The sequence below is a fragment of the Thalassovita sp. ABM4_323 genome (assembly GCF_056158665.1).
In genome coordinates this window covers 114,887-141,460 of record NZ_JBSWTS010000003.1, presented here as the reverse complement: position 1 = coordinate 141,460, position 26,574 = coordinate 114,887, and the positions used below count along the sequence as shown (strand labels likewise).

Genomic DNA, 26,574 nt, shown 5'->3' with positions numbered 1-26,574 from the left:
CTTTTCCGCACGGCGGATGAATCGAGGCCGAAGGCGCCCTACCCGAACAGCCCCTTGGGTCTGTAATTCGGGTTGGGGATGGTTTCGATCCAGCCGCCCTGTTCCTTGATGGTCTCGAGCGCTGCCGAGAGTGGATAGGCGCCCTCGGACTGGCTCCACCAATAGGCACCGCGCTTGAAGGTGATGATCTTGCGGCGGCCACCTTCAAAGCAGGCCACCCGCAGCGTCTTGGGTTCCTTGCGTGACATGGGCGTCTCCGTTCTCCCTGTGGTCAGGCGGCCTCGGCGTCCTCCTCTACCCTCCCCACCTCCGATCTGGCGATCAGGTAGTCGCAAGCGCGCTGCGCGTCAGCGGCGTGCTTGAAGATCGCGCCCTTGTCCGACCGAAGAACGCGCAACCAGTTGTGGAGGTAGGCGGCATTCATCTCGAGCGTATGCGCCGTGAAGCCGAGCGTCTGACCCAGGAACACCGAGGTCAATTCCGCGACGATCTCCTCGCGCGCATAGGACGTGTTGCCAAACTTCGAGAACCCGAAATCGCGGTTCAGTCGATGGGGGGCTTTCGTGGCATGGGCCAGCTCATGCGCCCAGACCCCGTAGAAATTGCGCGGGTCCTGGAACCGCGTGATGGACGGCATGTAGACCTTGTCCACGGGCGGCAAATAGTATGCCTCCGTGCCCGTGAAAACGGTCTTGATGTCGATGGCATCGAAAAACGCCTGCATGTGCGGGATCGGCTCGGACGGCGGATGCTCGGGTACGGGCTCCGGGTCAGGGTAGAAACTTTCGGGCAGGCCATCGATCTGGCAGGCATTGAACACGCGATATGATTTCTGGAAGCGGAAGATGCGGGCTTCCTCGGAGCGATCATCCCCGTCGCTGCGGTCATCCTCATCGCCGGCATCCCTCCGGCTTTGACCGTAGTAAACGACGACAGAGGACTTTTCGCCCTTGCGGACCTTTGCGTCCAACGCATTGGCTTGCGGCAGCGTCATCCAGAAAGGTGAGCTGTGGCCCGCCATCACGGTCCGCATCGTCAGCAGGAAGTTGTTCACCCCCTGGTAGGGTTCACCGCCCACGCGCAGGGGACGAGAGCTGCCCCCTGCGGTCCATGGCTTGCGCCACGGCAGGACGCCGCGCTCGATGATGCGGATGATTTCGTTTGTGATGACCTCGGAGGCATCGAATTTGGGCGTGCGGGATCGGGCCATGGCTGGCCTCCTTTCGAGTTTTGGTGAGAGGGAATGGTGATCAGGCTGACTGACGGGGCCGCGGATCATTGGTGATGCTCACGCCAAGCTGTTCGACCATGTCGATGTAGGTGATCAGCGAGACGGACTTGCCAGGCCCCCAAGGTTCAGGGTCGACCGATCCGTCCCGCGTCACCCGCGGCAAGTTCGCGAAGGCGATGAAGTCACTGATGGGTCGGATATCGATGAACGGGGTTCCTCGTGCGACCGCGAGGGCGGCCAAGGGAAAGCGCTCGATCGGCGCGAGGGTCGAGACGGTGGTCCAACCGAGATGGATGAACGTGCCGCCCTCTCCGCAGATCACATGGGCATTCGGCAGCGTCGCCGCCTGCCTGAGATAGCCGAGATCACGCAGGACGGTCTCGCGCTCGAGCTGCAGTGCCTGGCCCGTCTGGCCAGTTCGGCGTAGTTCCTTGTGCCGCCACCACGAGGCAGCGGTCGCGCGTAACACGCGCAAGACACCTGTTTGCATCGGAATGCCCTTCATCAGGAAAGACAGACCGGAATCCGGCCCGGACCCATCTGAGGGACCCCAAAGGCCCTCATCCGTCAGTCACAAAACCCGAAGAACACTTTCTCTTTCCAACCGCCAACTGGACCGCGGAAACTGACAAGGGTCCGACACCACCGCGGTTCCCAAGGGCTTCATACAGTCAGTGCCGGTTGGGGTCCAAGATCGGCAAGGAATATCGGCAACCCCAGCCCGGACGCGGCAATCGTCGCCCTATTATCAATGACTTATCTGATTTTCTCGATCGGCAAAAATCGCGCCTGCTGCGACTTTTCGGGCCCAAAAATCTGGATGTCCGACGTTCAGAGCAATCCCGCGTTACGGATTAGCTTGGGAAACGAAGGTGCTGCACCCCCTGCCACCTTGCAATTCAGCAATAATGTCGCTATATACCGTCATTATCACTGTAGGGGCATAGATCATGCACATCACGAACTTTGCAGAAGCTGGGCAATTCGAACCGCGCAAGATCGCCGCAGCCTTGCGCACTTCGGCTGAGGAAATCGCATTGACCGTTGGCTTGGGCAAAGATGCGTTGCAGAGGCGAACCCGCATCGGTTCGGACAAGACGCAGCGTCGCCTGCGCGAGTTGGTTGAGGTGCTGAACAAAGTCGAACCGCGCTTCGGCTCAGAACTGATGGCCTATGCATGGTACCGGTCAGAGCCCCTGCCCGGCTTTGATGGCCGGACAGCCATGCAGCTGGTGCAGGAAGGCAAAGCTCAGCAAGTTCTGGAATACATCGATGCGGTCGATGCGGGCGTCTTTGCCTGATGCCGCTGAAAGATGGGCGCTACACAGGGCCACTCTATCGCGCCCTGAACCCGGTCTATGCGCGTGAACCTCTCTCCGGACGAGGCGCTGAACTCTATGGAGGGCGCTTCAACGCCAAGGGCACCCCTACGCTCTACACCTCGCTGGATCCCGCGACCGCTCTTAGAGAAGCCAACCAGGTCGGCAGCCTGCAACCCACGATCCTGGTGTCCTACAAGGCCGACCTTGGGCCTATTTTCGATACCCGCCATCAGGACGGACTTGACCGGTATGGCGCGACCGAGGCGATGCTTGCCGACCCTGTATGGCGCATGAAGATGCTCGATGGCCAATTGGTGCCGACACAGGAGTTAGCACGCGCCCTCAATGCGGATGGGTTTGCAGGGCTTCTGATCCAGAGTTTTGCCAAGGGCGCGTCATCATCGGACTTCAACATCGTTTTGTGGGGCTGGGCTGGCAAAAACGGTTCTTTGGAAGTTGTGGATGACGAAGAACGGCTGTCACGCATGTGAGTTGTGAGACTTGGTGCCGGATCTGTCCACCGCGGTGGACATCGGCCGGTCGGAGAAACACGGAATGACCGCGCAGAAGCGCCCTATTGGAATTTGGCTCGGTAGCTATGATGCGTGTGGAAAGACCGCGGGTCATCCTGCCGTTACCCATGTTGGGCCGTTCGTGGTTGTAAGACCAGAGCCACTCCGTGGCAATCTGCTGAACCGCCTCAATGCTTTCGAAAATGTAAAGGTCCAGCCATTCGTGCCGGACCGTCCGGTTGTAGCGCTCGACATAGGCATTCTGCTGGGGCTTGCCGGGTTGGATATAAGACAGGGTGATGCCCTTGTTCTCAGCCCATTCCATGAGGGTGCCGCTGATGTATTCCGGGCCCTTATCGAAACAAATTGTTCCAAGAGCACCGCGCCATTCGATGATCTGGTTCAGCGCCCGCACGACCCGCTCAGCAGGCAGCGAGAAGTCGATCTCGATGCCCAAGCCCTCGCGGTTGAAATCATCCAGGACATTCAACAGCGAAAACTGGCGACCGTCGCCGAGGCGATCCGCCATGAAGTCCATCGACCACACCTCGTTCGGTGCGTCCGGCACAGCCAGCTCATCAGGTTTGTCCCGCTTCATCCGTTTGCGCAGCTTGATCCTGCGGTTCAGTTCCAACTCGCGGTAGATCCGATACACCCGCTTGTGGTTCCAGCCATGCCCCTAGACGTTGCGCAGGTAGAGAAAGCACAGACCGAAGCCCCAGCTCTTCTTCGCTGCTGTCAGCCCCAATAGCAGATCCGCGATTTGCTCGTTCTCATCGTCTAGGTTGGGGCTGTACCGATAGCAGGTCTCACTGACGTCGAACGCCCGGCACGCCAGCGCAATGCTGACCCCCTTCATCGCCACCGCTTTCACGGCCAACTCTCGGCGCTGAGCTCGCCGTCTCATTTTTTCCAAGCGCCTCCTTCAGGAGGTCATTCTGCATGCTGACGTCGGCATACATGCGCTTCAGGCGTCGGTTCTCCTCGGCCATCGCCTTCATCTCGCTAATCAGGCTGGCGTCCATGCCGCCGTACTTCGCCCGCCATTTGTACAGCGTGGCGCTGCTCATGCCATGTTCCCGGCACAGTTCGGCGGCAGGCACAACGCCCTCCATCTGGCGCAGCACGCCCATGATCTGCGCCTCGGTGAATCGTGTCTTCTTCATCGGAATCTCCTCGTTCATCCTGCCGAGAAAATTTTTCTTCCGCATCTCCTTTAGATCGGTGGGTATTACCATTGGACTAGTTGCCGGTCAGACGTCCACCGCGGTGGACACTAGGCGGTTTGCATAGCAGTTTTGGATAGACGCTTGATCAAAGCCATTGGATCAAACTGGTCTTGACGTTGGCCCAAGGTAATACTGTGAAAATACGCTCCAAAGTCCCTGATACGTTTTCCAAGTTGTAGCATGATGAAGATCGCGCATGACGCTTTCTGAGCTCCGACTGCATTCTTGGCTTTTTCGAATGTATCTGGGTGAATCCCCATCATGGGTGCAAGTGTTCGAGCATGGTTTTCAATTTCCAACCAGTTTCTAAGTCTCTCTGTGGAGAACGACGTCGCTTGATCGCAAACTGAGGTTAGCAAGTCTGGTTTCAGAGCTTCATTGCCTATGTTGCTATCTAAATCTTTTTTTTCTTCTTCAGACTTAGATTGGTGCCGGACAGTTTGTCCGTCATTGGCGGGCAATTCTACAGTTTCTGGTGGGTCATCTGGGGTATGTAAACTCTGGCATTCTCTGTCTGTGTCTGCGAGTAGCGCGTGGTATTCAGGAAGGCTCAGCTTCCTGCGTAGAGCTCTCCGTGCGTGGCTGATGAATGTGTTGCTGGGATCATGCTCTTCCAAGTGGGCGAGTTTTGTGAGGATCTGTTTGCGGGCAAATATCCGATCCCGCCGGTTATTTTCCATCTCATGTGCTATGGCGATAAGCTCGTTCGCACGTTGGAGGAGGGGGGTTAGAGATAGTCCATAACTGATGCATTCCCCGCTGGACGAGCGAACGCGGTAGCGCTTTCGGTTCGAGCTGTCATTGCGCTTGATGAAACCGAGTTCAACGAAACGGTTGATGTGTCTGCGAAGGGTCCGTTCGTCGATACCGCCGACGCGCTGGCAAATCGAGTCGTTGGACGCGAAAACCGTTTCCCCATGGCCGGGCTTCAAGAAACTGAGCATGGCTTGAAGTGTTTGGATATGGCCAGGACGCAGACCGAATACGCTACGTGCATCTCTCAGTGCCCTGAAGATGGTCCAGATGTCGGTTTCAGCCGCAGAAATTGAGCCGCAAGATGCATCAGCACCATCGGTTCTGATCGATAGTTTTGTAAATGCCATGGTTTGTTCACGACGACCGTTCGGCCCACAACTTCCCTGTCTCTTCCCAAGATTTCGCTCAGGAAAAGGCAATAAAAATCCGTCCACCGAATTGGTGACTCTTGACCAGTTTGCTGGAGGTTGCTACATCATGAGTGCTAATCGAATGATGAGGGCTCTCCAGGGGAAACTTTGGGGGGCTCTTTTCTTTCTGGTCTTCGCTTTTCTCCTCTGCTCGCGTTACTCGGTGTGGCTTGGGTTAGGACCCAGAGCCGCTCTCATTCCGCCACTGTTTGAAGAGCTGCAAAAGCGTTGCCTCCGCGCGCTCTTCGAACCATCGGCCGAATTCTGGGTTGTCCTTCTTGGCGATCTTGATGGCGATCGTTTTCTGATCGACTGTCAGTGTTCCCACGGAGCTACCGTCCCCGTCTTTGACGACGGACGTTAGGCTGCGGTTGGCTTGCTTCTTGTCGCTACGCGCCTTGTTCGAGCAAGCCGAGTAGACTGCCTGAAACTTCTCCGCGCTTGGAGTGTCGTCGGGCAGGGCGGCAATTGCCTCTTTGGCCGTGTTCACCAGATCTATCTTTTTTGAGAACGCGGCCAGGTCACCCCACTGCCGTCGTCCGATGCCATGTGCCGGCCCGATCAGCTGTACAAGCCCTTCTGGCAGTTGCTCTATGACGACGCGATGGTTGGATACGCCCTGCCGTGTCAAGCCTAGAGCATCCTGAATAACGTTTGGCTTGTAACCTGATTCCTGCATCTCTTTGATAAAAAGAGATTTCTCGATGAAAGACGGGTCTAGTCGGAGGTTGTTCTCTTGGCCCTGTGCGATCAGAGATGCGTCGTCATCCAAGGTTCGAACGATCGCCTTGACCGTTCCGCCGACCATGCGGATCGCTGCAAGTCTGCGTCGGCCGTAGATGATACGGTATCTGTCCGGTTGGGCCGATGGACGGACCATAATTGGCACTTGTTGCCCATGCTTGCGAATGCTTTCGGCCAACTCATCAATACTGGAATCCTCCAGTACCAACCGATCGCGCAGACCATCCATGTCAATCTGATCGGGCTCGATGTCCCGAATGGAATTCGCGGTAATCTCGCGCAAAGAGTCGCGCAATCCGCCAACAGATCCTGGCAGTTTTGCCGCTTTTGGCGGGGTAGGGGAGGGGGCCGCGCTCTGCTTCTCGTCCTTTGGAGGCTGATTGAAGATATTTCGGGCCATCAGCGACGCCCCCATGCCATTTGGATTGTTTGTTCCAACTCATCGCCAACGCCGTTCACGCTGGTCAGAGCGCGATCAATCGTTTTCCTGATGAACTGGCTCGGATCAACTTCGTAGACGGTTTGCTGGGTCATGCCGGCGTCCGAGATTGCTGTAGACTTCAGCATTGGCTCAGTCATGACCTGACCGGCCAAGATCGATCTCAGGTAGCCCGCCATTTGCGTCTGAGGCCCGTCCGAAGGCTCGTATCTCGTTATCAAGAACTTAACGAAGTCCCAGGTAACGCGCCGGCCAATGGCTTCTTCGACAGCCTTCACCGTTTCCGAAGCAAGCTTGAGGAACTGGCTCATAGAAGCAATGTCGAGCATGCCTGGTACCACCGTTACCAGGAGCCCCGTCGAGGCTGCCAACGCCGTTAGGGTAAGAAAACCAAGTTGAGGTGGACAGTCGATCAGAACGATGTCGTAATTCGCCTCTACTTCCTCAAGCGCTAAGGCGAGACGCTCCGCAAATATGGGCTGCACCCGGCGGGCGAGGGCGTTTGCCGTCTCAGTTTCGTATTCCGAGAGCATTAGGCCCGCTGGGACCATATCGAGCTTATGGAAGTAAGTTTTTTGGATAACGGCCGAGAGCGGAACTTGTTCCTCATATCTCAGGGCATCATAGATTGTGCCGCCTTCAGCGAACTCGAGCTCAGGCCGAAAGCCGAAAAAGGTGGTCAAACTTGCCTGCGGATCGAGATCCAAGACCAACACTCGGTAACCTCGCAAAGCATACCGTTGTGCAAGATGGATCGTTGCTGTTGTTTTTGATGATCCGCCTTTGAAATTGACGACAGATATCACCTGGAGACGATCGCCGTCACGTCGACCAGGGCGGTAGCTTTCTGCGTTCTTTCCGGTGCGCCCCAGAATGTCGCGCAGCTTATCGATCTCCTGGGCTGTGTAGAACCGGTGTCCGCGGTTGTCTGTTTGAACTTCCGGGAAGCTGCCGTCCTTGTGCCGGTTGCGCAGGTTAGATGTGCTCACGCGCAGGAGGCTGGCAACTTCGGTAGAACTGAAACGGCGCAGGGACTTTCGTTCTTCGGGCTCGAAAGCGATCTTCATCTGGCGATCCAAAGATTCAGCCAGATTGTCGGCAAATGCTCCGATGTCGGAAGAGCCTATGCCTTGCGCGTATCCAACGTTACGATCATCCATGTCCTGCCGCCCACTCTCGGCCTCTGTTGAGGCTCTTGGTCATTCTGACGGTGTACAGCGCGTCTGACGCGTTTTGCCGTCAGAACGGGAATGCCACGATCAAGTGAGTCCGGCAAGAAGAATTTAGATGTAGTGTGAAAGTTATCCACAGCACCAATACGTACAGTCACATCAAGATAACCGCAAGTTGTTGATTTTACGGCAATAAGTCCACAAGACCGTGCTTCAAGCCGCTCATGAGGATTGTTTGGACGGTATTGGCTAAACCCATGCAACCAATGGCACAATTGACCTTCTGACAGTGTTTGGAGCGATAGATTCAGCTGTTTGAGCCTCTGCTAGTTACAGTTGGGAGTGAGCCGATTCTGATGAAATTAGGCCAAGCCGCTCCGCGCGTTCGAGCAACATTTTGACCGAAGACGGCTGCCAGCTGGTACGACCTCGAGGGGTCCGTTCGCGCATCGATTCCAGCCGGTCGCAGATCGCCTGCAGCGTGATTTCGGGGTCCGCGCCTTTGATCGCTGCGACGATGGCCGGCAGGCGGTCATTGGTTTCGCGGCGTCCGGCGCGGCCAAGCACCTCGGCAGGAAGGAAACCGTCTCTGACATAGGCCTTCACAGCGCGGAGCAGTCGGCTTTGTGTCCAATGGCGATCTGGGGACAGTCGGCCATTGATGATCCGCAGCAGGTCTTCCCAGGCCATATCCGGCCGCAAGCGGCGCACATGGGGCACCCAATCCTGCGCGGTCTCGTTGAGGCGCTCCATATAGCCGTCCTGTCGCGCAAGCCGCACCTTGCGCAGCGCGGCGGGATCCTTGGCGCGTAGCCCAGGATTGCCACCAACGCGCCCTTTGGCGCGCGCAGAGGCAAGCCCGGCCTTGGTGCGTTCGCGGATCAGAGCGCGCTCGAACTCGGCCGCGGCACCCAGAACCTGCAGCGTGAACTTGCCTTGCGGGGATGCGGTGTCGATGGGATCCTGCAGGGAGCGGAAGAAGGCGCCCTTGGCCTCCAGACGTTCGATCACCTCCAGCAAGTGCGACAGAGACCGCGCAAGCCGGTCGATCCGCACAACGACCAGCGTATCGCCGCTCTGGACGCGTTCGAGCACGCGTGCCAGCACCGGTCGCGCGCGATTGCCGCCCGAGGCGTGCTCTTCAAAGATCTCGACGCAACCCGCAGTTTGCAGGGCCTCAGACTGGGGCAGGGGGGTCTGATCCTCTGTGGAAACACGGGCGTAGCCTATCAGGGGCATGAAATCGGGCCGTTTGCAATTTAAGGTATCGCTAATAAACGACCGTTTGTAAACGAATGCAAGTAAGTGCTCTCTCGTCGTGCTCGTCCAAAAACCCTTGGTTTCCTTGCGCTGAGCGCGATCTGAGAGGTTCCACCGGCAGTCGCGCGCGCATACTATATAAAGAGCAAAGGCAACCGCCACAAAATCACTTGGGTAATGTGCAAAAGAACAGTATTTTGCACATATGAAGCCCCAAGCATCCGCTTTGACAGATAATTTCGATGACCCCCTCATCACCATCGAGGAGGATGAAGAAGCTCACGAAGAGGATCTCTGGTTTCTGCCGGGACCACTCGATGAAGAACCGGATGATTTGCCGCCCGGGCCACGGGCAGAACCGTCCGACATTGCTGTCATCGACGACTGGGCAAAGGCGGAAGCGGCTCAGGCTGCGCGGCTGGCAAAGGTGGCTGGACGCCTGGGTGCGCTGGATGACCGCTTGCTGCGTGGCCCGGATGGCTGGCGACACAGACTGGCACTGATCGAGGCGGCAGACCTCAGCTGGCTTGCAGGGGATCGGGTGAGTTCTGACCGCCTCGCTCTTTGGATATCAATGCGATTGTCTGGCGCACAGGATGACCCGAATGCCTTGGCAAGAGTTGGCTGGGCTGTTCGCCGCCTGATGGGTGGTCCGGGTCCAATGGTCGATCTGGCGGCCTTTCTGGACCGCCGCGATCCCGAGAACATCGAGGATGCCACCGAGCGGCTAGAGGAGCGCGCGGGCGGATGGCTGGAGGTGATGAAATCAGCTGTTCATCTACACCCGATCACGCGGGCTTGCATGGGGTTTCACCTCTGGAGCTTGGCGGGTCTCGGGCAACAAGGCGACCAGATCGAAGCAGCCGTTACCGCGGCAAGGATCACGGCCAGCGACGGAAAGGGAGCGAACTTTGCACCACTAGCTTTGGGTGGGGCAGGGGGGTTGCGCGCGTCGGGCTTACCACCGGAGCGTCTTGCTCGCTGGCTGGATGGGATGGAGACTGCCTGCCTGACCGCGATGCGGCACTTGGACTATATCGAGACATGGTCAGCGAGGACAGAAGCAGAGATGAGCTCGCTCTCAGGCAAAACTCCACCGGCTTTGCGTGCCGTGCTGACCGAATGGCCGCTCCTCTCCGCACCGATGGCCGAGGCCCTGACCGGCACTAGCCGAGCGGCGGTCCAGCGGAACCTGACCTGGATGGAAGAAAGGGGATTGGTCCGTGAGGTAACAGGGCAGGGAAAGTTTCGAATGTGGCGGACAGCAAATTAGAATTTGCCTAAATGAGAACAAGAACATGCCCAAGCGGGATTTCAGCCATTCAGTTTCCAGTAAAATACGCGACCTTCAGGAGAGGCGCGAGCACCTCGAAGCCGCGGTGCCGGATCGAGCGATAAATCTTGCGGTAACTCTGTGCCTGCACCTGTCCGAGTTGATCAGCTTGGCCGGCTACGGCCTGATTCGTGGAAGCGGATGTCTAGGAAACTAGGGGCACCTCAGAGCGCGGTTTCTTCGCTGCCCGCGATATTGGTCACGGTGTTCCTAGCGCGGAAGCCAAGGACTGTCCGGTTTGATTGCCGCGGATTTCCTCAAGAAACCTTTTAGGCCTCCTCCCTCAGCGCATCTATGACGGGGCATTCGGGCACATCGTCTCCGCTACATTGCGCCACGGTGGACGACAGGACGTGCTCAATGCGCTTGAGATCCGCGATCTTGGCGCGGACTGAAGCGAGATGCGCATTTGCCAGACCCTGCACCTCGCCGCAGGTCTGGGCCCCGCCATCGACCAATGCGAGCAGATCGCGAACCTCGTCGAGCGTGAACCCCAACTCGCGCGCGCGCATGATGAAGCGCAGACGCGCGACATGTCTGTCATCGTAGACGCGATAATTTTTGCTGGAGCGCGGCGGCTCGGGCATGACGCCGATGTTCTCGTAGTAGCGAATAGTTTCGAGATTGCAGCCGGTCAGCTTGGCCAGATCTCCGCGCCTGAGGACCTTCACCGATCTGTGATGATTATTCACACCAAACCCCCTTGAGCCTGTACCAGCTACAGACCCTAGATTGAGATCATCACTGAGGCAAGGATGATTCGAACCATGACTGAAACCACATCCGCCGGCCGCCAGTCGGCAATGGGCGAAACCCCGGCAGCTGACAAAAAGGCATGGGCGACAACCGGGCTCGGCGTACTCGGCGCGCTGGCCATGACCTCCTGTTGCATCCTGCCGCTGGTGCTGGTGAGCTTCGGCGTCACCGGCGTGTTCATCGCCCAGTTGGGCGCGTTCTATCAATATAAGTGGATCACCTTCGCACTGAGTGCCGCTTTCATCGGATACGGCTTTTACAAGGCGTATAGCCCGATCCCGGCCGAAGCCTGCGTTGATGGCACCTGCGCGCGACCGATGAACCGAACACTCATGCGGTCCATTCTCTGGATTGCCAGCGGGATCGTCGCCGTGGCGATGATCTTCCCCTACCTGACCCCCTACATCCTGTCCTACTGAAAGGCGTAACCGATGAAACATCTCTCTCTCGCACTCGCAACTCTCGGCATTCTGGCCGCAATGCCCGCCAGTGCCGAAGAACAGCGCATCAATGTCGGTGTCGCCGAACTGACATGCCCGACCTGCTCGTTCACCGTCGCGGCGGCGATGCGCGGCGTGCCCACGGTCGAAATCGTCGACTTCCAGGAAGGCGAGGAGTTTGGCACGGGCACTTACGTCGTGGCCTTCGACGATCAGGCGGCCAACCCAGACATGATCATCGAGGCGGTTCTGGCCAATGGCTATCCGGCCGAAGTGCTCCAGGCGGGGGAGTCCTGAGCACGGAAGGACGGGTATGGCCATGGATGACAAACATTTGGGCGGGCTTCTGGCCTTCATCATTGCCGCGCCGATCATGGTGATCTGCTGCGGCGGCGGTGGCGTCATCCTAGCCACCATTCTCGGCGGGATTGGCGGGTGGTTGATGGGGCTCGGCGGAATAGCCGCTGTCGTCGCGGCAATTGGCGCGGCGCTGGTTGTTCGCGAGATCAGGCGCAGGGGATCAGCAGGTGTCGATGGCGCACCGGATGAGACTTGCACCAAAACCCGGGCCGCCGGTGAGAGTATCCACCGCCCGGCCGATTTCGCGGCTGTCGCGTAGCCCTTAATTGTGAGATGAGAAATCCAACGAAATCAACGGCCTTGCTTTGCCCTTAAATATGATATTTTGCCTTTAAATCCGATATTTTTGCCCTTAAACCTGAGACAGGGTTCGCAGCTTCGTGTGGCAAATATTGATGGATGATGATCGCGAAGACTTCGTTGCCGCTGGTGCTGAGGAGGCGCGCAGGGCGGCCGTTCTGCGTCCGCTTGTTCAGGCATATCTCAAAGGAACTGGCAGTCTGGAAAGTGGCATCAATGACGCCGTTTGGGAGCTTGGTGTCAGCAGGGCGACTGTCTGGCGCTGGATAAAGCGTCTGGCCGAAGAGGGTGGGCGCACCAGCGCGCTGGCTTCTCGGAAACGGGGCCGCCCGACTGGTACAACCTTGATATCCGGCAAGGTGGAAGCGGTGATCGAAGAACATCTTCGCCGTTATTTCTTACGGCGGGAACGCCCAAGCCTGTCGCGCATCGTGACAGAAATCCGAAGCGCGTGCTGGCAGCAGGGCTTGCAACCGCCGACACGTCGGACGGTTCAGCGCAGGCTGGATGCAATGGATGCCCGTGAAATTGCCAAGGCACGCGAAGGCGCAAAGGCGGCCCGCCAGAAATTTGCGCCGGTCGTAGGCGACAACAAGGCAAACCGGCCACTGGAGGTCGTGCAAATCGACCATACGCCTGCGGACATCATTCTCGTCGACAGTTTTGAACGCAAACCAATTGGGCGGCCTTGGGTCACGCTGGCGATCGACGTCGCAACGCGGATGGTGACCGGATATTACACCTCTCTCGAGGCACCTTCGCGTCTGTCGGTGGCGCTTTGCCTGACACAGGCTGTGGCCCCCAAGGCGGAACTTCTGGCGGAATTGGTGCGCAATGTTCCTTGGCCCGCGCAGGGTAAACCGCATAGCATCCACGTCGATAACGGGCGCGATTTCCGGTCGCATGCCTTTCGGTCGGCATGTGCAGAATGGGGGATCGATCTGGTCTATCGGCCGCCAGGCAGTCCTCATTTCGGAGGGCACATCGAACGATTGATCGGCACGATGATGGGGGCCGTGCACCTGTTGCCTGGAACAACGCAATCCTCGGTCGTGGCCAAGGGCGACTATGACGCCGAGGGCATGGCCACGATGACCTTAAGCGACTTCGATCGCTGGTTTGCTCTGGAAATCTGCCGCTACAACAACAGCATTCATTCAAGTCTTGGCTGCACGCCCGTTGCCAAATGGGAGGCGCTCTCAGAGCAAATGATGGGCGATATCCCCTTCGAGATTGAAGCCTTTCGGGTGAGCTTTCTGCCAAGTGAACTGCGCAAGGTCAGGCGTGACGGCATCCATCTGTTCCAGATACGGTACTGGTCCGATGCGCTTGCAGGCCACATCGGGCGCGGGGATGGAAAGGTGGTCGTCCGCTACGACCCTCGCGACCTCTCGGTGATCTGGGTCGAACTGGATAATGACCGATACGTCGAAGCTCGGTACCGAAACCTGGAAATTCCGCCTGTGTCGCTCTGGGAATATCGCGAAGCCATGAGGAATGCCCGTGCCCTTGGCAAGTCCGGGTCCAATGAGCTGGTCCTGGCTGAGCTGATCCGACAGCAACGCCAAATCGAGTCTGAAAGCCGGAGCCTGACGAGGGCCGAACGCCGATCCCGTGAAAGAAAAGGGACATTGGAGGGCGCCAACTCGGCCGTCTCAACAACCGAAGGGCTGCGCGCGATCGATACGGGTGATACATCGCGCCCATTGTTCAAGGTGGAGAGATGGTGAATTGAGGGCAGGAAAAACAGAGGAAGACGGTCGGATCACCCTCATTCAATCGGATATCTGGATTGGCTTTCCGCGGGCCGAACAAGTTCTGGACCGTTTGCAGTGTATGATCGAAGCGCCAAGGCAAACCCGTATGCCTGGCCTTCTTGTGCATGGCGCGTCCGGGATCGGAAAGACGATGATCGCCCGCAATCTTTCGCGCAGATATGCACCGGAATATGACCCAGCATCGGGAATTACGCGAACGCCGCTGTTACTGTTACAAGCACCACCAGCTCCCGACGAACGACGGTTCTATCTGCACATCCTGGCGACCGTCGGGGCACCGGCCACGGCACTGAGCGCGCGCGCTCAAAATGTGGCCTCCCTCGAAGTCCGTGTCGTCGCGCTCTTGCGCGACCTTGGCCTGCGGATGATCATGATCGACGAAGTCCACAACCTCTTGGCCGGGACCCACCGCGAACAGCGCCGCTTTCTCAATGTTCTGCGGTATCTCAGCAATGAACTCGAAGTGTCGCTGGTCTGCCTGGGGGTCAGCGAGGCCGTCGATGCCATCCGTGGTGATATCCAGCTTGCCAGGCGGCTGGACGAACATCACCTTCCAAACTGGCGCGACGACGCCGAGTTCTCGGACATGATCCAGACACTCATCGCGGCAATGCCCCTCGAGAAGAAATCCAATCTGAAGGTCAAGTCACTAAAGCAGATACTTGCGCTGACCGGCGGGGTGACCTCGCGCATCTTCGCCCTGATCAAGGATCTTTCCATCGACGCCATTGTCACAGGTGATGAATGCATCACCGATGACGCAATCGCAAAATGGACGCCGGTTTGGTCGCGCCATGCGAACCCCCATCGGCGGCTCGAGAAGTCCGGGGTGTGAAGCCGCACCCGCTGCCCAAGACTGTCGCGCCGCTGCCCGACGAGTTGTTGTCAGGTTGGTTGTCTAGGCTGGCGGCGGCCAACTACTGTGATGATGCGGAACTACTGGCTCATCTCAGAATTGATACCGCGCATGGCACCGCCTTGAACTTCAACGTCGACGCGGCTGCGGCGGCGAAGATTGCCAACGCCGCACGGATTGACCCAGATGTTGTGCGATCTTTGACCTTCCCAGCAATGACGACACGAGAAGCCTCGCTGACGGCCCAGATACCATTCCAGCATTGCCTGCAATGTTCCAGAGAGGGCCTTTCGCTCAAGCATTGGAGGCGAGCCTGGGCATTCGACTGCCAGGTTTGTGGGACGAGACTTGTGCCGACGCTCGGCAAGGCCAGTGGCGAACAGATGCCCGAAAAGCTGATAAATCGTGCGCGCAACGGCGCCGCGCGGCTTGAATACGCCGCGCGATTACGCAGCTCCAAGCAATTTCGGCGCGCAATGCGCGCGGTCACCTTTGCCATATCATTAAAGGCCTTCCGCGGAGATCCGTTATACGCTCTTCAGGGCCACAGGCTGGAAGTAAGGCTGTTTTGCCTTGCTGCAATTGATGCAGCCCAATCCCGTCCACTGGTCAAAGCGGCCATCTCAAGCTCCGGCATCGACGACTATGCAAGGGTTGCTCTATTGCGCGCCTTCGATAAGGAGCCACGTCTGCTTGCCGCGGTTGTTTACATCGCCCGGCAGCGCGCGAAAAGCATAGGCGCGATGGCAGTGGAATCTCATAATTAAGGGCAAAAAATATCCCCGAACGCGTCGTGTCTCAGATTTAAGGGCAACGCGACAACCGCCTACATCCAGCCAGGCAGCCCATGGGAAAACGGATATTGCGAAAGTTTCAACGCCCGGTTCCGTGACGAGCTTCTAAACGGTGAGGTCTTCTACAGCCTGCGTGAGGCACAAATCCTGATCGAACAATGGAGGAAACACTACAACACCAAACGACCGCATAGTGCTCTGGACTACCGCCCACCAGCGCCGGAAACCGTCGTCCCGATGGACCAAAGGCCTGTCATGCACTAACAATCAAACTGGACCACTTAGGTGGGGCTGATCAGATCCACAAACTGGCGGCGGCTCACACTTCCATCATCCCAGCGGTAGTCGGTAAACACATGGGTTTCCGCCGTTCCGTTGATGATAAACCCTTCCTGAAAGGGCCAGGCTGTCTTTTTCTTAATCAATTGAATGCCCAGAAAATAATTCAATCCAAGAGAGTATTTACGCGAATAATTAGTGATCTAAAATAGCAGATAGTGAGCGTATGGCGGTAATTTGCTTGCTAGTGGAGGGTCCAATATTTCACTTGAATGTTGGTAGCTGGGAAGGCATTAGTCACCCCAGCCGATGCGCTAGCGATCAGCGGCACCCGGTGGGGGGAGCCTGGCAGGGCAGCTAACCTGCGCGCCGCCCGGCGAAAACCTCTCATACGCGCAACGATTTCACTTGGCAGGCGATGGGGTTCATTGGTTGACTATATTAGAAATCTAAGTAATCAAGGGCAATCGCGGGAGGAAACATCATATGCGCATGGTGAATATGGATGCAAACCATGCTCTCTCTGGTAAGGAGCAGCTGTATTGTGGGGGCGCATGGGTTCCGCCAAGCGCAGGAAATTACGAGGAGACTTTTAACCCGGGCACAGGTCAGCTGATCGGATTAGTGGCTGCGGCGACCCGGGCCGAGGTGGACGTAGCGCCTGCGTGTTTGAAGGAATGGCGTGATGTTGCTCCTCTTGAGCGTGCCAGTATTCTGCAGGAAATCGCGGCTCTCTTGCACAAGCGCGGAGATGAGCTTTCGATGATGGACGCGGCCAATTGCGGCAACCCATATACCGAGATGCGCGGCGACGCGGCCATCGCGGCGGCCCAGATGGAGTTTTTCGCCGGTCTTGTGACTGAAATGAAGGGCGACACGATCCCTATGGGGCCGGATCGGGTGAATATGACCCTGCGCCAGCCGCTTAGTGTTGTGGCTCGATAAGTCGCGCATTCCTGTACGAGGATATCCACGACGAAGTCATTTCCTATCTGGCCGAGTTTGTTGAAAGATATAAGCCGGGCGTTCCGACGGATCCTGAAACCACGATAGGCACGATTGTCAGCCGTGCGCAGTTCGACCGGGTCATGGGTTTCATTGACTCTGCCAAAAGTGAGGGTGCGCGCGCCGTTACTGGCGGTTATGCGGTCACGGATAGTCCGCTGGCGAAAGGCAGCTTTATCGCGCCGACGATTTTTGCGGATGTAACGCCGCAGATGCGTATCGCCCGTGAAGAGATTCACGGGCCAGTTCTTGCGGTTCGCAAATGGTCGGACGAAGATTCCATGCTGAACGAGGTCAATGCACTTGAGCTTGGGCTGCCCTGTGCAATTTGGACTCGGGATCTGGTGATGGCTCATCGTACGGCTGCACGCGTCGAGGCCGGGTTTGTTTGGGTTAACGAAGTCGGTCGGCATTTCCTTGGTGCCCCGTTCGGTGGGGTCAAGCAATCGGGTATCGGGCGCGAAGTAGGTATTGGCGAACTGATTTCCTTCACCTATGAAAAGAATGTGCATATCAATCTGTCGGGTCAGTGACCCGGTGCGTAGGTAATGTGCGAACGGGGTGTGGGATCCAAAAGCTTTTTCTGTATTGATTGCTTTGGACGGGATGAGACCATCCCTTCCTGCCCCTTTTGCAAACCGATAAGGATCTAAAAAATAATGAGCAATGTTGCGAACGTCCCCGATATCATCCTCGAACCCATGGTTCGGAACGCTATTATGGAGGACCTGGGTGCCGCAGGCGACGTGACAACCCGTTCCGTTCTGCCTGAAGGCACGCGCTACAAGGCGCAAATGCGTGCACGGCAGGACGCGGTTGTTTCTGGGATGCAGGTGGCCTCTCTCGCGTTTCGGCTGATTGATCCCAATCTTGTGGTCGAGACTGTCGTCGCGGATGGTACGGCCTGCAAAGCGGGCGATACGTTGATGCGTATAGAGGGATCGGCGGCGTCGATCCTTGCCGCAGAGCGTGTTGCCCTGAACTTTGCCGGACGGTTGTCTGGGACGGCAACCTTGACAGCGTCCTATGTTCAGGAGCTTGCGGGTACCAAGACACGTATCACCTGTACACGCAAAACCACACCGGGGCTGAAACTTGTCGAAAAGCTCGCCATTTTGCATGGCGGCGGCCACAATCATCGGTTTTCCCTGTCCGATGCGATCCTGATCAAGGACAACCATATCGCAGCGGCTGGTGGCATCAAACAGGTGCTGGAAGCCGTTCAACGAAATGTGGGTCACATGGTCGTGGTAGAGATCGAGATCGACGGTTTGCATCAGTTGGACGAGGTGCTTCAGACCGGGGGCGCAGATGTCATCATGTTCGACAATATGTCGACCGAAGACATGGCCGAAGCTGTAAAGCGCATTGACGGGCGGGCGAAGACAGAAGCCAGCGGGAATGTGACCCTTGGCCGTTTGCGCGAAATCGCATCGGCAAATGTGGATCATATTTCCTCCGGTGCTTTGACCCATTCGGCGGGAACCGTCGATTTCGGTTTGGATTTCTGATCCTCTGAGCCGCTCCAGACCGTCTGAAATGCAAAATGCCCGCCCTTTCGGCGGGCAATGGATACCTATTGCGTACGCCTTTCAAAATGGGGCGCTGTTGCATCAACACTTCATAAGGAAAGGTCAAGACACATGACAGACCACAGGCTGTATCAGGTTGAGCGCCCAGTATCGTCGGATAGTTTGGGGGTGTGGGGTAGCGATGTATTTGCGGATATATTGCGAGGTTTGGGGGTGAGTGAAGTATGTTGCACTGAACCCGGGGTCGAGCTTTCGGGGTTTGCACGACAGCCTTGTGAACCACCTTGGCAATGAAGATCCGCAGATGCTGTTGTGTCTGCACGAAGAGCATGCGGTTGCGATTGCGCATGGCTATGCGAAGGTTGCGGGGGAGCCATTGGCGGTGATCCTGCACAGCAACGTGGGTCTGATGCATGGTACGATGGCGATCTTCAACGTGTGGTGCGACTGTGTGCCGGTTCTGATTTATGGGGCGACGGGGCCGGTTGATGCGGCGCTGGAATCGATGTTGCGTGCGGATGTAATCGCGTGGAGCGAACCGAAAGGCCCGACCTATGTGAACTTCGACGTGTCGATCCAGGAAAAGCAGCACGAGAAGGCACCGGAGTTGCCAGATTTTGCGCGTTACCAGCCGTCGCCTCCGGCGGCACCCTCGGCCGAAGGAGTGGCGCGGGCGGCAGATCTGCCGAAGAACGCCAAGGCGCTGGGGCGAAGGTTCTGACGGATATCCGGAACGGGGCGTCCTTCCCGACGGATCACCCGCAGCATCGCGGCAAACCGGCCTTCTTCATTGACGATGCGGCGGGCGCGGTGCTGCGCGAGGCGGATGTGATCCTGAGCCTGGACTGGCTGGATGTCGCGGGCACGCTGAAACTGGCGGGCGATGTGAAGGTGCAGGTGATCCAGGCGTCGCTGGATTATCAGCTGCACAATGGCTGGGGGATGGAGCATCAGGCGCTACCTGCGCTGAATCTGCGGCTGGCCTGCGGTCCGGATGTTGCGATGCATGCGATTGCAGATGCTTTGGGTGTAGGGGCGGGCGAGATGCCCGGTGATTTACCGATCAAACCTGCGCTGAACGCCCCCGATGCAGAGGTTGAGCTTGATATCATGACGCAGGCCGGGGCGCTTGGCGAAGGTCTGGAAGGTGTCTGTGCCAGCTTTGTGTGTTTGCCGTTGGGCTGGGCGGGCGAGGCGTGGCACTTCCGTCACCCACTGGACTTCGAGGGTTCGGATCGTCTGCGGACCGAAGGTTGGGAGGTCGTTCGCGGCCCCCAGATCACCCTAGGTGTTCCGCTGCGGCTGACGGAGGAACAGCGGCAGGCGCTGCTGTCGGACGTTGCTATCATCGTGGTCAGTTCGCGGTCGGGGCTGAGCGACGCGGATCTGGACGCCTCGCCACGGCTGCGGGCGCTAGTACTTCCAACGATCGGGGTGGGTGCGGGAGATCTGGGAGGCCTGTGCCGCGCGGTCTGATCGTGACGAATGGTGTAACGCCCGAGAACTTTTTGGGGATGCCCGAAGCGATAGGGATGCTGATGCTGGTGCTGCTGCACCGTCTGCATGAATCCGAGCGCCTGCTGCGCGAGAATGCGGGCCGACCGCAACAGATATTCGCGCGGATGGTGCGAGGCCGGGCGATCGGATTGATCAACTCGGGGCGGATAGAACCGGGTGATCGAGCGACAGTTGGCGTTCGATCCGGCACAGATCCGGCACAGATACTGGTGCACGATCCCTTCCTGATACCGGACACCGCACCTACGGGCGTGGGGCTGGTGAAACGCGCTGAGCTTCTGGCCATGTGTGATGTTGGTGAGCCTGCATGTCCCGTTGAACGCGCAGACACGAGGAGTGATCTGCGAGGCCGAACTGCGCATGATGAAGCCGGATGCGGTGTTAATCAACACCTCGCGCGGGGTTTCATTGATGAGGATGCGCTGGTGCGGGTGATGACAGCAGGACACCTAGCCGGTGCTAGGCTAGGCGTGACGGAAACCGAACCGCCGACCACCCGCTGCGCGGCTTCGACCGGGTGATCCTCCCCCCGCATATCCCGGGACACACCATTGAGCTCTACACCGTCTTGCCCGACATCTTCGTCGAAAACGCAACACGCATCAAGCGCGCAGAAACCCCCAAATCGAAAAATATGGAGAGAAAAAATCGAAAAGTTGTAAGCAGGGTTTGCTGCAAGATTTACGTCGGTTTGCGCGCACCGCATGTCACTAGCTGTAAAAGTAGTGACATTGTTGAGGCTTGCATCTTCGTAAGATGACAGGGATAGTCTCGGACCTGTAGAAGCCCAGAACTGATTTTGGGCAATAGATGTTTGTGGTCTGAGCATACATGAACGAAAAATCTGATTCCGCGTTGAAAGACGACGGTTTGACCCAATATAACGAGCGCATTGCTCGCTTGGTACGTCTTGCGGCAAGAGGGTTTAACCGTGCGTTGCAGTTGCGGTTACAGACGCAAAATGTGACTTTCGGGCAGTGGATATTCCTTCGAATCCTTTGGCAGGAAGATGGTTTGTCGCAACGAGAGTTAAGCGAAAGAGCACATCTGACAGAGCCTACTGCGCATACTGCACTCAGCCGAATGGAAGAGCTTGGATATATTGAACGCCGCAATGTGGCTGGGAACCGTCGTCGTCAGCATGCTTTCCTCACGGAAAAAGGTTGGGAGTTGCGGGAGCTCCTGGAGCCTTTGGCACACGAAGTGAATAACGCCGCCATCAGAGGCCTGAGTGGTGCCGAAGAGAAAACATTGCGCAAGGCCCTTGCTGTAATGATTCGAAACCTTGAAGATGATGAGGAAAAAGCTGCTTTGAGCGGTGTCCGCGTCCCACCGACCAGAAGTAACCTTGGATCCTGAAGGTCTCTTTAGCTTCATCTGCGATAGCCGGGCCTTTTAGGCTCGGGTGATTCCGTTGGGCTACTTCCGCTGAGATGTATGGTTTTGGGGAAGCTCTGAGAGAGTTCGGAATAGTCTTGTGCTAGGCCTTGGGCGTGCTGCAACCTTATGTGAGTAGGGGTTTGGATGCTCTGCGAGAGCGTTCAAGCCATTCGCAGTTCTTAACCTAAATTTTTGGACGGTGTCTCGGTTTCGATCATGGTTGACGCAAAGTTCGGTTTTTAATAATGATCTATAAGATAGATATCTAAATTTAGAAATCTATGATAATATGACAGGGAGGAAACCATGAAAAAGCAAATCAAGGCTGCCGTTGCGGCGCTGAGCATCTCCGTTATCGGGACCGGCGTCATGGCGGACAGCGTCAACGTCACGTTGTCCGGGGGGAGTCCGTCAGGTCTTTGGTCGCTGCTGGGCGCAGGGATCGACCGGGCTGTGAAGGTTGACGATGCAAGCGGTGTCGTGACCTACCAGGCCACTGGTGGCGGTTTCGCAAATATCGGTCTGCTGGGTGCAAACCGGACCGATCTGGGTCTGGCCCATGATGCAGAAATCAAGCTGGCGCTAGCGGGTGATGAGCCGTTCAAGGCGCCCATCGAGAACCTTCAGGCAATCGGGTACATGTACAACTGGGCCCCGATGCATTTCTTCATCAAGAAGTCTCTTGCCGAAGAGTATAACATCGACAGCATCGACGACTTGGCGAAGTCGGGCGCTGCAATCCGTGTGGCGAACAACAACGCAGGTAACATCGTGGCCAATATTGCCACTTTCATGCTGGAAGAAGCAGGCTATGACGAAGGAACGATTGAAGCGAATGGCGGCGTTCTGGTGCGTGGCGGTTCGTCCCAGCAGGCAGACCTGATCAGCGATGGCCGTACGGATATGGTGATCAACGGTATCTTCGTTGGGCACTCGTCGTTCCGCAAGGTTGATGAAGGCAACGACGTTGTTCTGCTGAGCGTGCCTCAGGATATCATCGAAAAGACCAATGAGCGTTTTGGCACCGGGACCTACGTCATTCCCGCCGGAAACTATAAGAACCAGACTTCCGATGTTATCACGCTGGCACTTGGCGCGATGGTAATCACCTCTGATGCCTTGCCCGAAGAAACCGGTTACATGCTGGCCAAGAGCATTGCCTCGAACATTGATGAAATCCGCGGCGTTCATAACGCAATGAAACAGCTCTCAACTGAGTTGCTGGTTTCGCAGAGAACGCTGCCGTTCCACCCGGGCGCGAAGCGCGCCTACATGGAGCTGGGGCTTCTCAAGTAAGCCTTCGGAAAACAATGCCGGTGCGCTGACCAAAGCGCACCGGATTCGTTTGCAAGAGTGCCTCTGTCGTGCTCTGGCCGTGCTGATCACGGGCAGTAGGATGATTTTGCGCACTCAAAGCTGACCTAACCTCACAAACATGGAAATGGTGCCAGCATGAATTTCCCTTCTCTTACCGAAACTGGACGCCGTCGGAAGCTAGAGCCACCCATGCGGACCGTCGTCATGGTTCTGGCCGCGGCGTTCGCGGCATGGGTGATTCACTCTAATCTGTTCATTATCGCAGACCCGCTCATTCAGGGGATCCTGTTCGTATCCGGGATTTTCACAATTCTCTTCTTGGCGATTGGTGCAACCGCGAAAGCGCCAGATAGCATTCCATTTTATGACTGGATGTTGTCTGCGCTCAGCTTGGCCTGCGGGATTTACTTCTATGTAAGCTCTGGCGAGATTTCGGACCGTATCAGCCTGCTGGACCAGTTCACGACGGATCAGTTGTTCTTTGGGTCGTCACTGCTGTTCCTGACCATCGAAGCCACGCGCCGGACAACTGGCTTGGGGCTGACAGGCGTTGTGATGCTGTTCCTGATTTACAACCTTTTTGGCTATCTTCTGCCGCCGCCGTTCGGGCATCGCGTCAGCGAGTTCAGCTATCTGCTCGATATTCTGATCTTCACCACAGATGGGTTGTTCGGTGTCCCGCTTCAGGTTGTGGCAAGTTACGTCTTCCTGTTCGTGATGTTCGGGACTTTCCTTGCCAAGGCTGGGGGAGGGGACTTCTTTTTCAACCTGGCGGCTCTGGTCACCGGGGGCGCACGAGGCGGCCCTGCAAAGATCGCCATCATTTCGTCGGGTCTGTATGGAACCATGTCTGGTAGCCCAACCTCGGATGTTGTGGCCACGGGGTCCATCACGATCCCGGTGATGAAGCGCTTGGGCTATAAGGCCCGGTTTGCGGGTGCGGTTGAAGTTGCGGCGTCCACGGGGGGCAGTGCCATGCCGCCGATTATGGGTTCGGCTGCCTTCATCATGGCAGAGTATTCGGGTATCTCGTACAATGCGATCGTGCTTGCCGCGCTTATTCCTGCGTTGCTGTACTATATGGGCGTGTTTACCCAGGTGCACTTCCGCGCAGTGAAATACGATCTGCGGCCTTCTCAGGATGAAATCCCGACGACGAAGGAAACGTTCAGAACCGGCTGGGTTTTCTTGCTGCCCATTATCGGGATCATTGTGGCGCTGATACTTGGCTATTCGCCGACCTTCACCGCAGGTGTCGGTGTTCTGGTGACAATCCTTGCGTCGATGATCCTCAAGCAAACGCGGATGTCGTTGTGGGCAATGGTGGAAGGCCTTGGCACAACCACCCTGCAAATTTTGCCTGTCGCTGGGGCATGTGCTGCTGCTGGTCTGGTTATTGGTGGCCTGTCTATGACAGGATTGGGGATGAAATCGGCTAACGTGATCCTGACGGTCAGTAATGCGCAGCCGCTGTTGACGCTAGTGATTGCTGCTGTGGTGACCATTGTGCTGGGCTTGGGTATGCCGACTCCGAGTGCGTATATTCTGGCGGCTGTGCTTGTCGGCCCCGCTCTTTCCAAGCTGGGTTTCCCTCTGCTGCCGAGCCAGATGTTCCTGCTCTACTATGCAATCCTGTCTGCTTTGACGCCGCCAATCGCTGTGGCTGCAATCGCAGCGTCTGCGATTGCTGATGACGATCCATTCAAGATCGCATTCTCGGCTGTGCGGCTTGCAATTGTTGGCTTCCTTCTGCCGTTCGCTTTTGTCTGGAACCCCGGCATCGTTCTTGAGCTTGGTCCGTTGGCAAATACGCTTGCTGTTATTGGTGCCGTTGCTGGTGCTCTTGCAGTCTCGGCGTCAATGGAAGGCTTTATCAAAACCCAGCTCAGCTCGTTGGAGCGAGGTCTCCTGACGATTTTTGCAATTGGCGCGGTTAGCCCGTACTTCGCGGTCTCAATTGTGTGTACCTTGCTTATCATCGCTCTGGTTGGACGACAGGCCTTGTTGAAGGAAGAAGTCCCCGCAAGCGGGTAACGTCAGCCACGTGTAATGTGCTGAATGCGAATCCAAAGTGGCCGCCAGGTTTGGCGGCTACTTGCCGTTTTGACTGAGAGACGGAAAAGTTTCAGGCCGCGTCTTTGGTTCCAATCGCGGTCTGTTCGGATGACTGTCTGCGGGCTTTTTTGCCCAAGAGGTTATTGATCAAAATACACTTCGGTGATTCTGATCGATGCAGGGAGCTGCGCAAGCGGGGTGTACGAATCCCGAGGCCATAGAACAACCAGAGAGGAACCGGCAGAGCAGATCTGTATGAACACAAGGCCCGATCATGCGCGGAATAATACCAATTGCTCGCAAACCCATAAGTAGTTTTATTTACGTGGGTTTTTCTTACTTGTGAGGTGAAGGGAATATCGCTCTGACCATTGACAGACTAAACTTAGAGAGCTAAGAATAATGGCGTTTCCCAATAAAATTTCGCAAATTCTGATGCGGCGACCTGTGGAGGAGATTCAATGCTTACACCTGAAGAAAATGAACTGCTGACGCGCGTGACCGGTGATGCACCGATGGCACGTCTTATGCGTCAGCACTGGACCCCTGTATGCCTGATTGAAGAAGTGGAAGAGCCCGACGGCAAGCCGCTTCGTGTTGAGGTGCTCGGGGAAAGCTATGTAGCGTTCCGCGACACCAAAGGGCGTCTTGGCCTGCTTGATGAACTTTGCCCGCACCGCAAGGCATCGCTGGTCTATGGCCGGAACGAAGAATGCGGGCTGCGGTGTCTGTATCACGGGTGGAAAATGGATGTTGATGGCAATGTCGTTGCCATGTCTTCCGAACCCGAAGGTAGCCCCCTTATGGATAAGGTGAAGCATCGCTCTTATCCTGTGAAAGAATGGGGTGGTTTCGTTTGGGCCTGGCTGGGTGACAAAGAAGATATGCCTGAATTCCAGCCGCCGGCGTTTGCCCCGCGCGAGGATTCGGCGATCGCTATCCTTAAAATCCGCATTCCCGCAAACTGGGCGCAGATCCACGAAGGTCAGATCGACAGTGCCCACTCGTCCTCGCTGCACTCGTCGGACATGGTTCCGGCCCGCGTGGAAGGTGCTGCTGCCGATGAAAAATCCTGGTACCGTCCCTCGACGGACAAGTCTCCGCGTATGCAGACAGAGACAACCAGCTACGGGTTCCACTATGCTGCAATCCGTACGCCGATCAAAAACGCGGCGACCCATAACTATATCCGTGTGACCGAATTTGTTGCGCCCTACTATTCGTTGATCCCACCGAACAACAACTATCGTGTGGCGGCCGTTATCGTGCCGATCAATGATGAAGAGACCGCGTTCCACTTCATCGCTTGGGATGGCCCGAATGTGCCGTCGACCGAAGAATGGCGCAAGTTTACCCATGCTGTTCCAGGAGTGGATGTTGACGACAAGTGGCGCTGCCTGCGGACTGTCGAGAACGACTTCTTGCAAGACCGTGATGCCATGAAAGAAGGTAACTTCACTGGGATCAAAGGTATTCCGAACCAAGATATCGCCATGTGGGTGTCGATGGGCGCGCGCGTTCAGCGCCATACCGATGTGCTTGGTGCTTCGGACCTGGCTATCGTCGAGTTCCGTCGCTTGATGGCGGATGCCGCCAAGAAAGTGGCAGAGGGTGGCAAAGCAATCGGCACCGATTATGAAATCCCGCAAAGCATGATCAACTCTCATGAAGGCGTTTATCCGAAAGATGTGGATTGGCGCACCTTGCTGAATACTTCGGGCAAAACAGCCGCAGCTGAATAACCGGTCCGACGTTTGCAAACAGATCCGCCCGGGGCCGCATAGACCTTGGGCGGA

Annotated in this window: 28 protein-coding genes and 2 pseudogenes; 20 read left to right on the top strand and 10 right to left on the bottom strand. The window is 56.9% G+C overall.

Annotation, left to right across the window (positions count from 1 at the left end; genetic code table 11):
• Nucleotides 1-38: 38 nt before the first annotated feature.
• Genes ACXADQ_RS01135 through ACXADQ_RS01125 form a run of 3 tightly spaced genes read right to left on the bottom strand, consistent with a single transcriptional unit; the run spans nucleotide 39 to nucleotide 1,736 of the window.
• Nucleotides 39-248, bottom strand: coding sequence for a DUF6330 family protein (locus tag ACXADQ_RS01135; RefSeq protein ID WP_248411059.1), 210 nt, complete (start codon nucleotides 246-248; stop codon nucleotides 39-41).
• 23 nt (nucleotides 249-271) lie between these two features.
• Complete coding sequence (locus tag ACXADQ_RS01130; RefSeq protein WP_274830670.1) at nucleotides 272-1,210, bottom strand: ArdC family protein; 939 nt, start codon at nucleotides 1,208-1,210, stop codon at nucleotides 272-274.
• A gap of 40 nt (nucleotides 1,211-1,250) precedes the next feature.
• Nucleotides 1,251-1,736, bottom strand: a complete 486-nt coding sequence (locus ACXADQ_RS01125) for a hypothetical protein (protein WP_149789500.1) — start codon at nucleotides 1,734-1,736, stop codon at nucleotides 1,251-1,253.
• A gap of 445 nt (nucleotides 1,737-2,181) precedes the next feature.
• Between ACXADQ_RS01125 and ACXADQ_RS01120 the strand changes: the two genes are divergently transcribed.
• On the top strand, nucleotides 2,182-2,532 hold the full coding sequence (locus ACXADQ_RS01120) for an MbcA/ParS/Xre antitoxin family protein (RefSeq protein WP_152467386.1): 351 nt from the start codon (nucleotides 2,182-2,184) through the stop codon (nucleotides 2,530-2,532).
• Complete coding sequence (locus ACXADQ_RS01115; protein ID WP_152467387.1) at nucleotides 2,532-3,044, top strand: RES family NAD+ phosphorylase; 513 nt, start codon at nucleotides 2,532-2,534, stop codon at nucleotides 3,042-3,044. The genes ACXADQ_RS01120 and ACXADQ_RS01115 overlap by 1 nt, the downstream gene beginning before the upstream one ends.
• A 103-nt stretch (nucleotides 3,045-3,147) precedes the next feature.
• Here ACXADQ_RS01115 and ACXADQ_RS01110 read toward each other — a convergent pair.
• From ACXADQ_RS01110 to ACXADQ_RS01090, 5 genes and pseudogenes are all read right to left on the bottom strand, one after another.
• Nucleotides 3,148-4,231 (bottom strand): annotated as a pseudogene (locus ACXADQ_RS01110) (IS3 family transposase); the annotation flags it as partial.
• Between the two features lie 110 nt (nucleotides 4,232-4,341).
• Nucleotides 4,342-5,397, bottom strand: a complete 1,056-nt coding sequence (gene repC, locus ACXADQ_RS01105; protein WP_152467388.1) for a plasmid replication protein RepC — start codon at nucleotides 5,395-5,397, stop codon at nucleotides 4,342-4,344.
• A gap of 238 nt (nucleotides 5,398-5,635) precedes the next feature.
• Nucleotides 5,636-6,604, bottom strand: a complete 969-nt coding sequence (repB, locus tag ACXADQ_RS01100) for a plasmid partitioning protein RepB (protein ID WP_232237241.1) — start codon at nucleotides 6,602-6,604, stop codon at nucleotides 5,636-5,638.
• Entirely contained in the window at nucleotides 6,604-7,803 is a 1,200-nt protein-coding gene (gene repA / locus ACXADQ_RS01095; RefSeq protein WP_152467390.1) for a plasmid partitioning protein RepA, read from the bottom strand. Before repA ends, repB begins: the two co-directional genes overlap by 1 nt.
• 342 nt (nucleotides 7,804-8,145) lie before the next feature.
• Nucleotides 8,146-9,054: a recombinase family protein gene (locus ACXADQ_RS01090; RefSeq protein WP_152467450.1), complete on the bottom strand. Its 909-nt coding sequence runs from the start codon at nucleotides 9,052-9,054 to the stop codon at nucleotides 8,146-8,148.
• Between the two features lie 226 nt (nucleotides 9,055-9,280).
• On the opposite strand from ACXADQ_RS01090, the gene ACXADQ_RS01085 reads away from it, so the two are divergent.
• The gene (locus ACXADQ_RS01085) at nucleotides 9,281-10,348 is read left to right on the top strand and encodes a hypothetical protein (protein ID WP_475314105.1); all 1,068 of its coding nucleotides are present in this window, start codon (nucleotides 9,281-9,283) and stop codon (nucleotides 10,346-10,348) included.
• Nucleotides 10,349-10,677: 329 nt separating this feature from the next.
• Here ACXADQ_RS01085 and ACXADQ_RS01080 read toward each other — a convergent pair whose 3' ends face one another.
• Nucleotides 10,678-11,079, bottom strand: a complete 402-nt coding sequence (locus ACXADQ_RS01080; RefSeq protein WP_008335980.1) for a MerR family transcriptional regulator — start codon at nucleotides 11,077-11,079, stop codon at nucleotides 10,678-10,680.
• Nucleotides 11,080-11,175: 96 nt separating this feature from the next.
• Between ACXADQ_RS01080 and ACXADQ_RS01075 the strand changes: the two genes are divergently transcribed.
• The 7 genes and pseudogenes from ACXADQ_RS01075 to ACXADQ_RS01045 form a co-directional block, all read left to right on the top strand.
• Complete coding sequence (locus tag ACXADQ_RS01075) at nucleotides 11,176-11,583, top strand: mercuric transporter MerT family protein (RefSeq protein ID WP_176244179.1); 408 nt, start codon at nucleotides 11,176-11,178, stop codon at nucleotides 11,581-11,583.
• A gap of 12 nt (nucleotides 11,584-11,595) precedes the next feature.
• Nucleotides 11,596-11,901, top strand: coding sequence for a heavy-metal-associated domain-containing protein (locus tag ACXADQ_RS01070; protein WP_009807473.1), 306 nt, complete (start codon nucleotides 11,596-11,598; stop codon nucleotides 11,899-11,901).
• A gap of 16 nt (nucleotides 11,902-11,917) precedes the next feature.
• A complete protein-coding gene (locus ACXADQ_RS01065) occupies nucleotides 11,918-12,223 on the top strand; it encodes a hypothetical protein (RefSeq protein ID WP_475314093.1) in 306 nt (101 codons plus the stop codon).
• 136 nt (nucleotides 12,224-12,359) lie between these two features.
• A complete protein-coding gene (locus ACXADQ_RS01060) occupies nucleotides 12,360-13,994 on the top strand; it encodes a Mu transposase C-terminal domain-containing protein (protein ID WP_024099411.1) in 1,635 nt (544 codons plus the stop codon).
• Nucleotides 13,954-14,877 carry a TniB family NTP-binding protein gene (locus ACXADQ_RS01055; protein ID WP_235872058.1) on the top strand — a complete coding sequence of 308 codons (924 nt, stop codon included), beginning with the start codon at nucleotides 13,954-13,956 and terminating at the stop codon, nucleotides 14,875-14,877. Before ACXADQ_RS01060 ends, ACXADQ_RS01055 begins: the two co-directional genes overlap by 41 nt.
• On the top strand, nucleotides 14,874-15,665 hold the full coding sequence (locus ACXADQ_RS01050) for a TniQ family protein (RefSeq protein ID WP_470427343.1): 792 nt from the start codon (nucleotides 14,874-14,876) through the stop codon (nucleotides 15,663-15,665). Before ACXADQ_RS01055 ends, ACXADQ_RS01050 begins: the two co-directional genes overlap by 4 nt.
• A 54-nt stretch (nucleotides 15,666-15,719) precedes the next feature.
• Nucleotides 15,720-15,956: pseudogene (locus tag ACXADQ_RS01045) on the top strand (integrase core domain-containing protein); the annotation flags it as partial.
• A 17-nt stretch (nucleotides 15,957-15,973) separates the two neighbouring features.
• Here ACXADQ_RS01045 and ACXADQ_RS01040 read toward each other — a convergent pair.
• A complete protein-coding gene (locus ACXADQ_RS01040) occupies nucleotides 15,974-16,117 on the bottom strand; it encodes a hypothetical protein (RefSeq protein WP_475314079.1) in 144 nt (47 codons plus the stop codon).
• 340 nt (nucleotides 16,118-16,457) lie between these two features.
• Here ACXADQ_RS01040 and ACXADQ_RS01035 point away from each other — a divergent pair, with 340 nt between their 5' ends.
• The 10 genes from ACXADQ_RS01035 to ACXADQ_RS00990 all read left to right on the top strand — a co-directional run bounded on the left by ACXADQ_RS01035 (nucleotide 16,458) and on the right by ACXADQ_RS00990 (nucleotide 26,520).
• The gene (locus ACXADQ_RS01035) at nucleotides 16,458-16,916 is read left to right on the top strand and encodes an aldehyde dehydrogenase family protein (protein ID WP_475314075.1); all 459 of its coding nucleotides are present in this window, start codon (nucleotides 16,458-16,460) and stop codon (nucleotides 16,914-16,916) included.
• Complete coding sequence (locus ACXADQ_RS01030; RefSeq protein ID WP_475314260.1) at nucleotides 16,913-17,509, top strand: aldehyde dehydrogenase family protein; 597 nt, start codon at nucleotides 16,913-16,915, stop codon at nucleotides 17,507-17,509. Before ACXADQ_RS01035 ends, ACXADQ_RS01030 begins: the two co-directional genes overlap by 4 nt.
• A gap of 126 nt (nucleotides 17,510-17,635) precedes the next feature.
• Complete coding sequence (gene nadC, locus ACXADQ_RS01025) at nucleotides 17,636-18,487, top strand: carboxylating nicotinate-nucleotide diphosphorylase (RefSeq protein ID WP_475314071.1); 852 nt, start codon at nucleotides 17,636-17,638, stop codon at nucleotides 18,485-18,487.
• A 238-nt stretch (nucleotides 18,488-18,725) separates the two neighbouring features.
• Nucleotides 18,726-19,229 (top strand): thiamine pyrophosphate-binding protein, encoded by a 504-nt coding sequence (locus ACXADQ_RS01020; protein ID WP_475314066.1) that lies wholly within the window; start codon nucleotides 18,726-18,728, stop codon nucleotides 19,227-19,229.
• Nucleotides 19,230-19,318: 89 nt separating this feature from the next.
• Nucleotides 19,319-19,984, top strand: coding sequence for a hypothetical protein (locus ACXADQ_RS01015; protein WP_475314061.1), 666 nt, complete (start codon nucleotides 19,319-19,321; stop codon nucleotides 19,982-19,984).
• Nucleotides 19,969-20,547: an NAD(P)-dependent oxidoreductase gene (locus ACXADQ_RS01010; protein ID WP_475314056.1), complete on the top strand. Its 579-nt coding sequence runs from the start codon at nucleotides 19,969-19,971 to the stop codon at nucleotides 20,545-20,547. The genes ACXADQ_RS01015 and ACXADQ_RS01010 overlap by 16 nt, the downstream gene beginning before the upstream one ends.
• 310 nt (nucleotides 20,548-20,857) lie before the next feature.
• Entirely contained in the window at nucleotides 20,858-21,385 is a 528-nt protein-coding gene (locus ACXADQ_RS01005) for a MarR family winged helix-turn-helix transcriptional regulator (protein WP_232237206.1), read from the top strand.
• 327 nt (nucleotides 21,386-21,712) lie between these two features.
• A complete protein-coding gene (locus ACXADQ_RS01000) occupies nucleotides 21,713-22,702 on the top strand; it encodes a TAXI family TRAP transporter solute-binding subunit (RefSeq protein ID WP_008335546.1) in 990 nt (329 codons plus the stop codon).
• Between the two features lie 210 nt (nucleotides 22,703-22,912).
• Complete coding sequence (locus ACXADQ_RS00995; protein ID WP_008335545.1) at nucleotides 22,913-24,757, top strand: TRAP transporter permease; 1,845 nt, start codon at nucleotides 22,913-22,915, stop codon at nucleotides 24,755-24,757.
• A 482-nt stretch (nucleotides 24,758-25,239) separates the two neighbouring features.
• Complete coding sequence (locus ACXADQ_RS00990) at nucleotides 25,240-26,520, top strand: Rieske 2Fe-2S domain-containing protein (protein WP_008335543.1); 1,281 nt, start codon at nucleotides 25,240-25,242, stop codon at nucleotides 26,518-26,520.
• Nucleotides 26,521-26,574: the final 54 nt, after the last annotated feature.

Excerpts from the sequence above, each read along its gene's own strand:
- ACXADQ_RS01060 (WP_024099411.1), top strand. The coding sequence starts at position 12,360 with ATGGATGATGATCGCGAAGACTTCGTTGCCGCTGGTGCTGAGGAGGCG.
- ACXADQ_RS01130 (WP_274830670.1), bottom strand. The coding sequence starts at position 1,210 with ATGGCCCGATCCCGCACGCCCAAATTCGATGCCTCCGAGGTCATCACA.
- ACXADQ_RS00995 (WP_008335545.1), top strand. The coding sequence starts at position 22,913 with ATGCGGACCGTCGTCATGGTTCTGGCCGCGGCGTTCGCGGCATGGGTG.
- ACXADQ_RS00990 (WP_008335543.1), top strand. The coding sequence starts at position 25,240 with ATGCTTACACCTGAAGAAAATGAACTGCTGACGCGCGTGACCGGTGAT.
- ACXADQ_RS01005 (WP_232237206.1), top strand. The coding sequence starts at position 20,858 with ATGAACGAAAAATCTGATTCCGCGTTGAAAGACGACGGTTTGACCCAA.
- ACXADQ_RS01000 (WP_008335546.1), top strand. The coding sequence starts at position 21,713 with ATGAAAAAGCAAATCAAGGCTGCCGTTGCGGCGCTGAGCATCTCCGTT.
- ACXADQ_RS01035 (WP_475314075.1), top strand. The coding sequence starts at position 16,458 with ATGCGCATGGTGAATATGGATGCAAACCATGCTCTCTCTGGTAAGGAG.
- repC (WP_152467388.1), bottom strand. The coding sequence starts at position 5,397 with ATGGCATTTACAAAACTATCGATCAGAACCGATGGTGCTGATGCATCT.
- nadC (WP_475314071.1), top strand. The coding sequence starts at position 17,636 with ATGAGCAATGTTGCGAACGTCCCCGATATCATCCTCGAACCCATGGTT.
- ACXADQ_RS01120 (WP_152467386.1), top strand. The coding sequence starts at position 2,182 with ATGCACATCACGAACTTTGCAGAAGCTGGGCAATTCGAACCGCGCAAG.
- ACXADQ_RS01135 (WP_248411059.1), bottom strand. The coding sequence starts at position 248 with ATGTCACGCAAGGAACCCAAGACGCTGCGGGTGGCCTGCTTTGAAGGT.
- repA (WP_152467390.1), bottom strand. The coding sequence starts at position 7,803 with ATGGATGATCGTAACGTTGGATACGCGCAAGGCATAGGCTCTTCCGAC.
- ACXADQ_RS01075 (WP_176244179.1), top strand. The coding sequence starts at position 11,176 with ATGACTGAAACCACATCCGCCGGCCGCCAGTCGGCAATGGGCGAAACC.
- ACXADQ_RS01070 (WP_009807473.1), top strand. The coding sequence starts at position 11,596 with ATGAAACATCTCTCTCTCGCACTCGCAACTCTCGGCATTCTGGCCGCA.
- ACXADQ_RS01065 (WP_475314093.1), top strand. The coding sequence starts at position 11,918 with ATGGCCATGGATGACAAACATTTGGGCGGGCTTCTGGCCTTCATCATT.
- ACXADQ_RS01090 (WP_152467450.1), bottom strand. The coding sequence starts at position 9,054 with ATGCCCCTGATAGGCTACGCCCGTGTTTCCACAGAGGATCAGACCCCC.
- ACXADQ_RS01115 (WP_152467387.1), top strand. The coding sequence starts at position 2,532 with ATGCCGCTGAAAGATGGGCGCTACACAGGGCCACTCTATCGCGCCCTG.
- repB (WP_232237241.1), bottom strand. The coding sequence starts at position 6,604 with ATGGCCCGAAATATCTTCAATCAGCCTCCAAAGGACGAGAAGCAGAGC.
- ACXADQ_RS01125 (WP_149789500.1), bottom strand. The coding sequence starts at position 1,736 with ATGAAGGGCATTCCGATGCAAACAGGTGTCTTGCGCGTGTTACGCGCG.
- ACXADQ_RS01085 (WP_475314105.1), top strand. The coding sequence starts at position 9,281 with ATGAAGCCCCAAGCATCCGCTTTGACAGATAATTTCGATGACCCCCTC.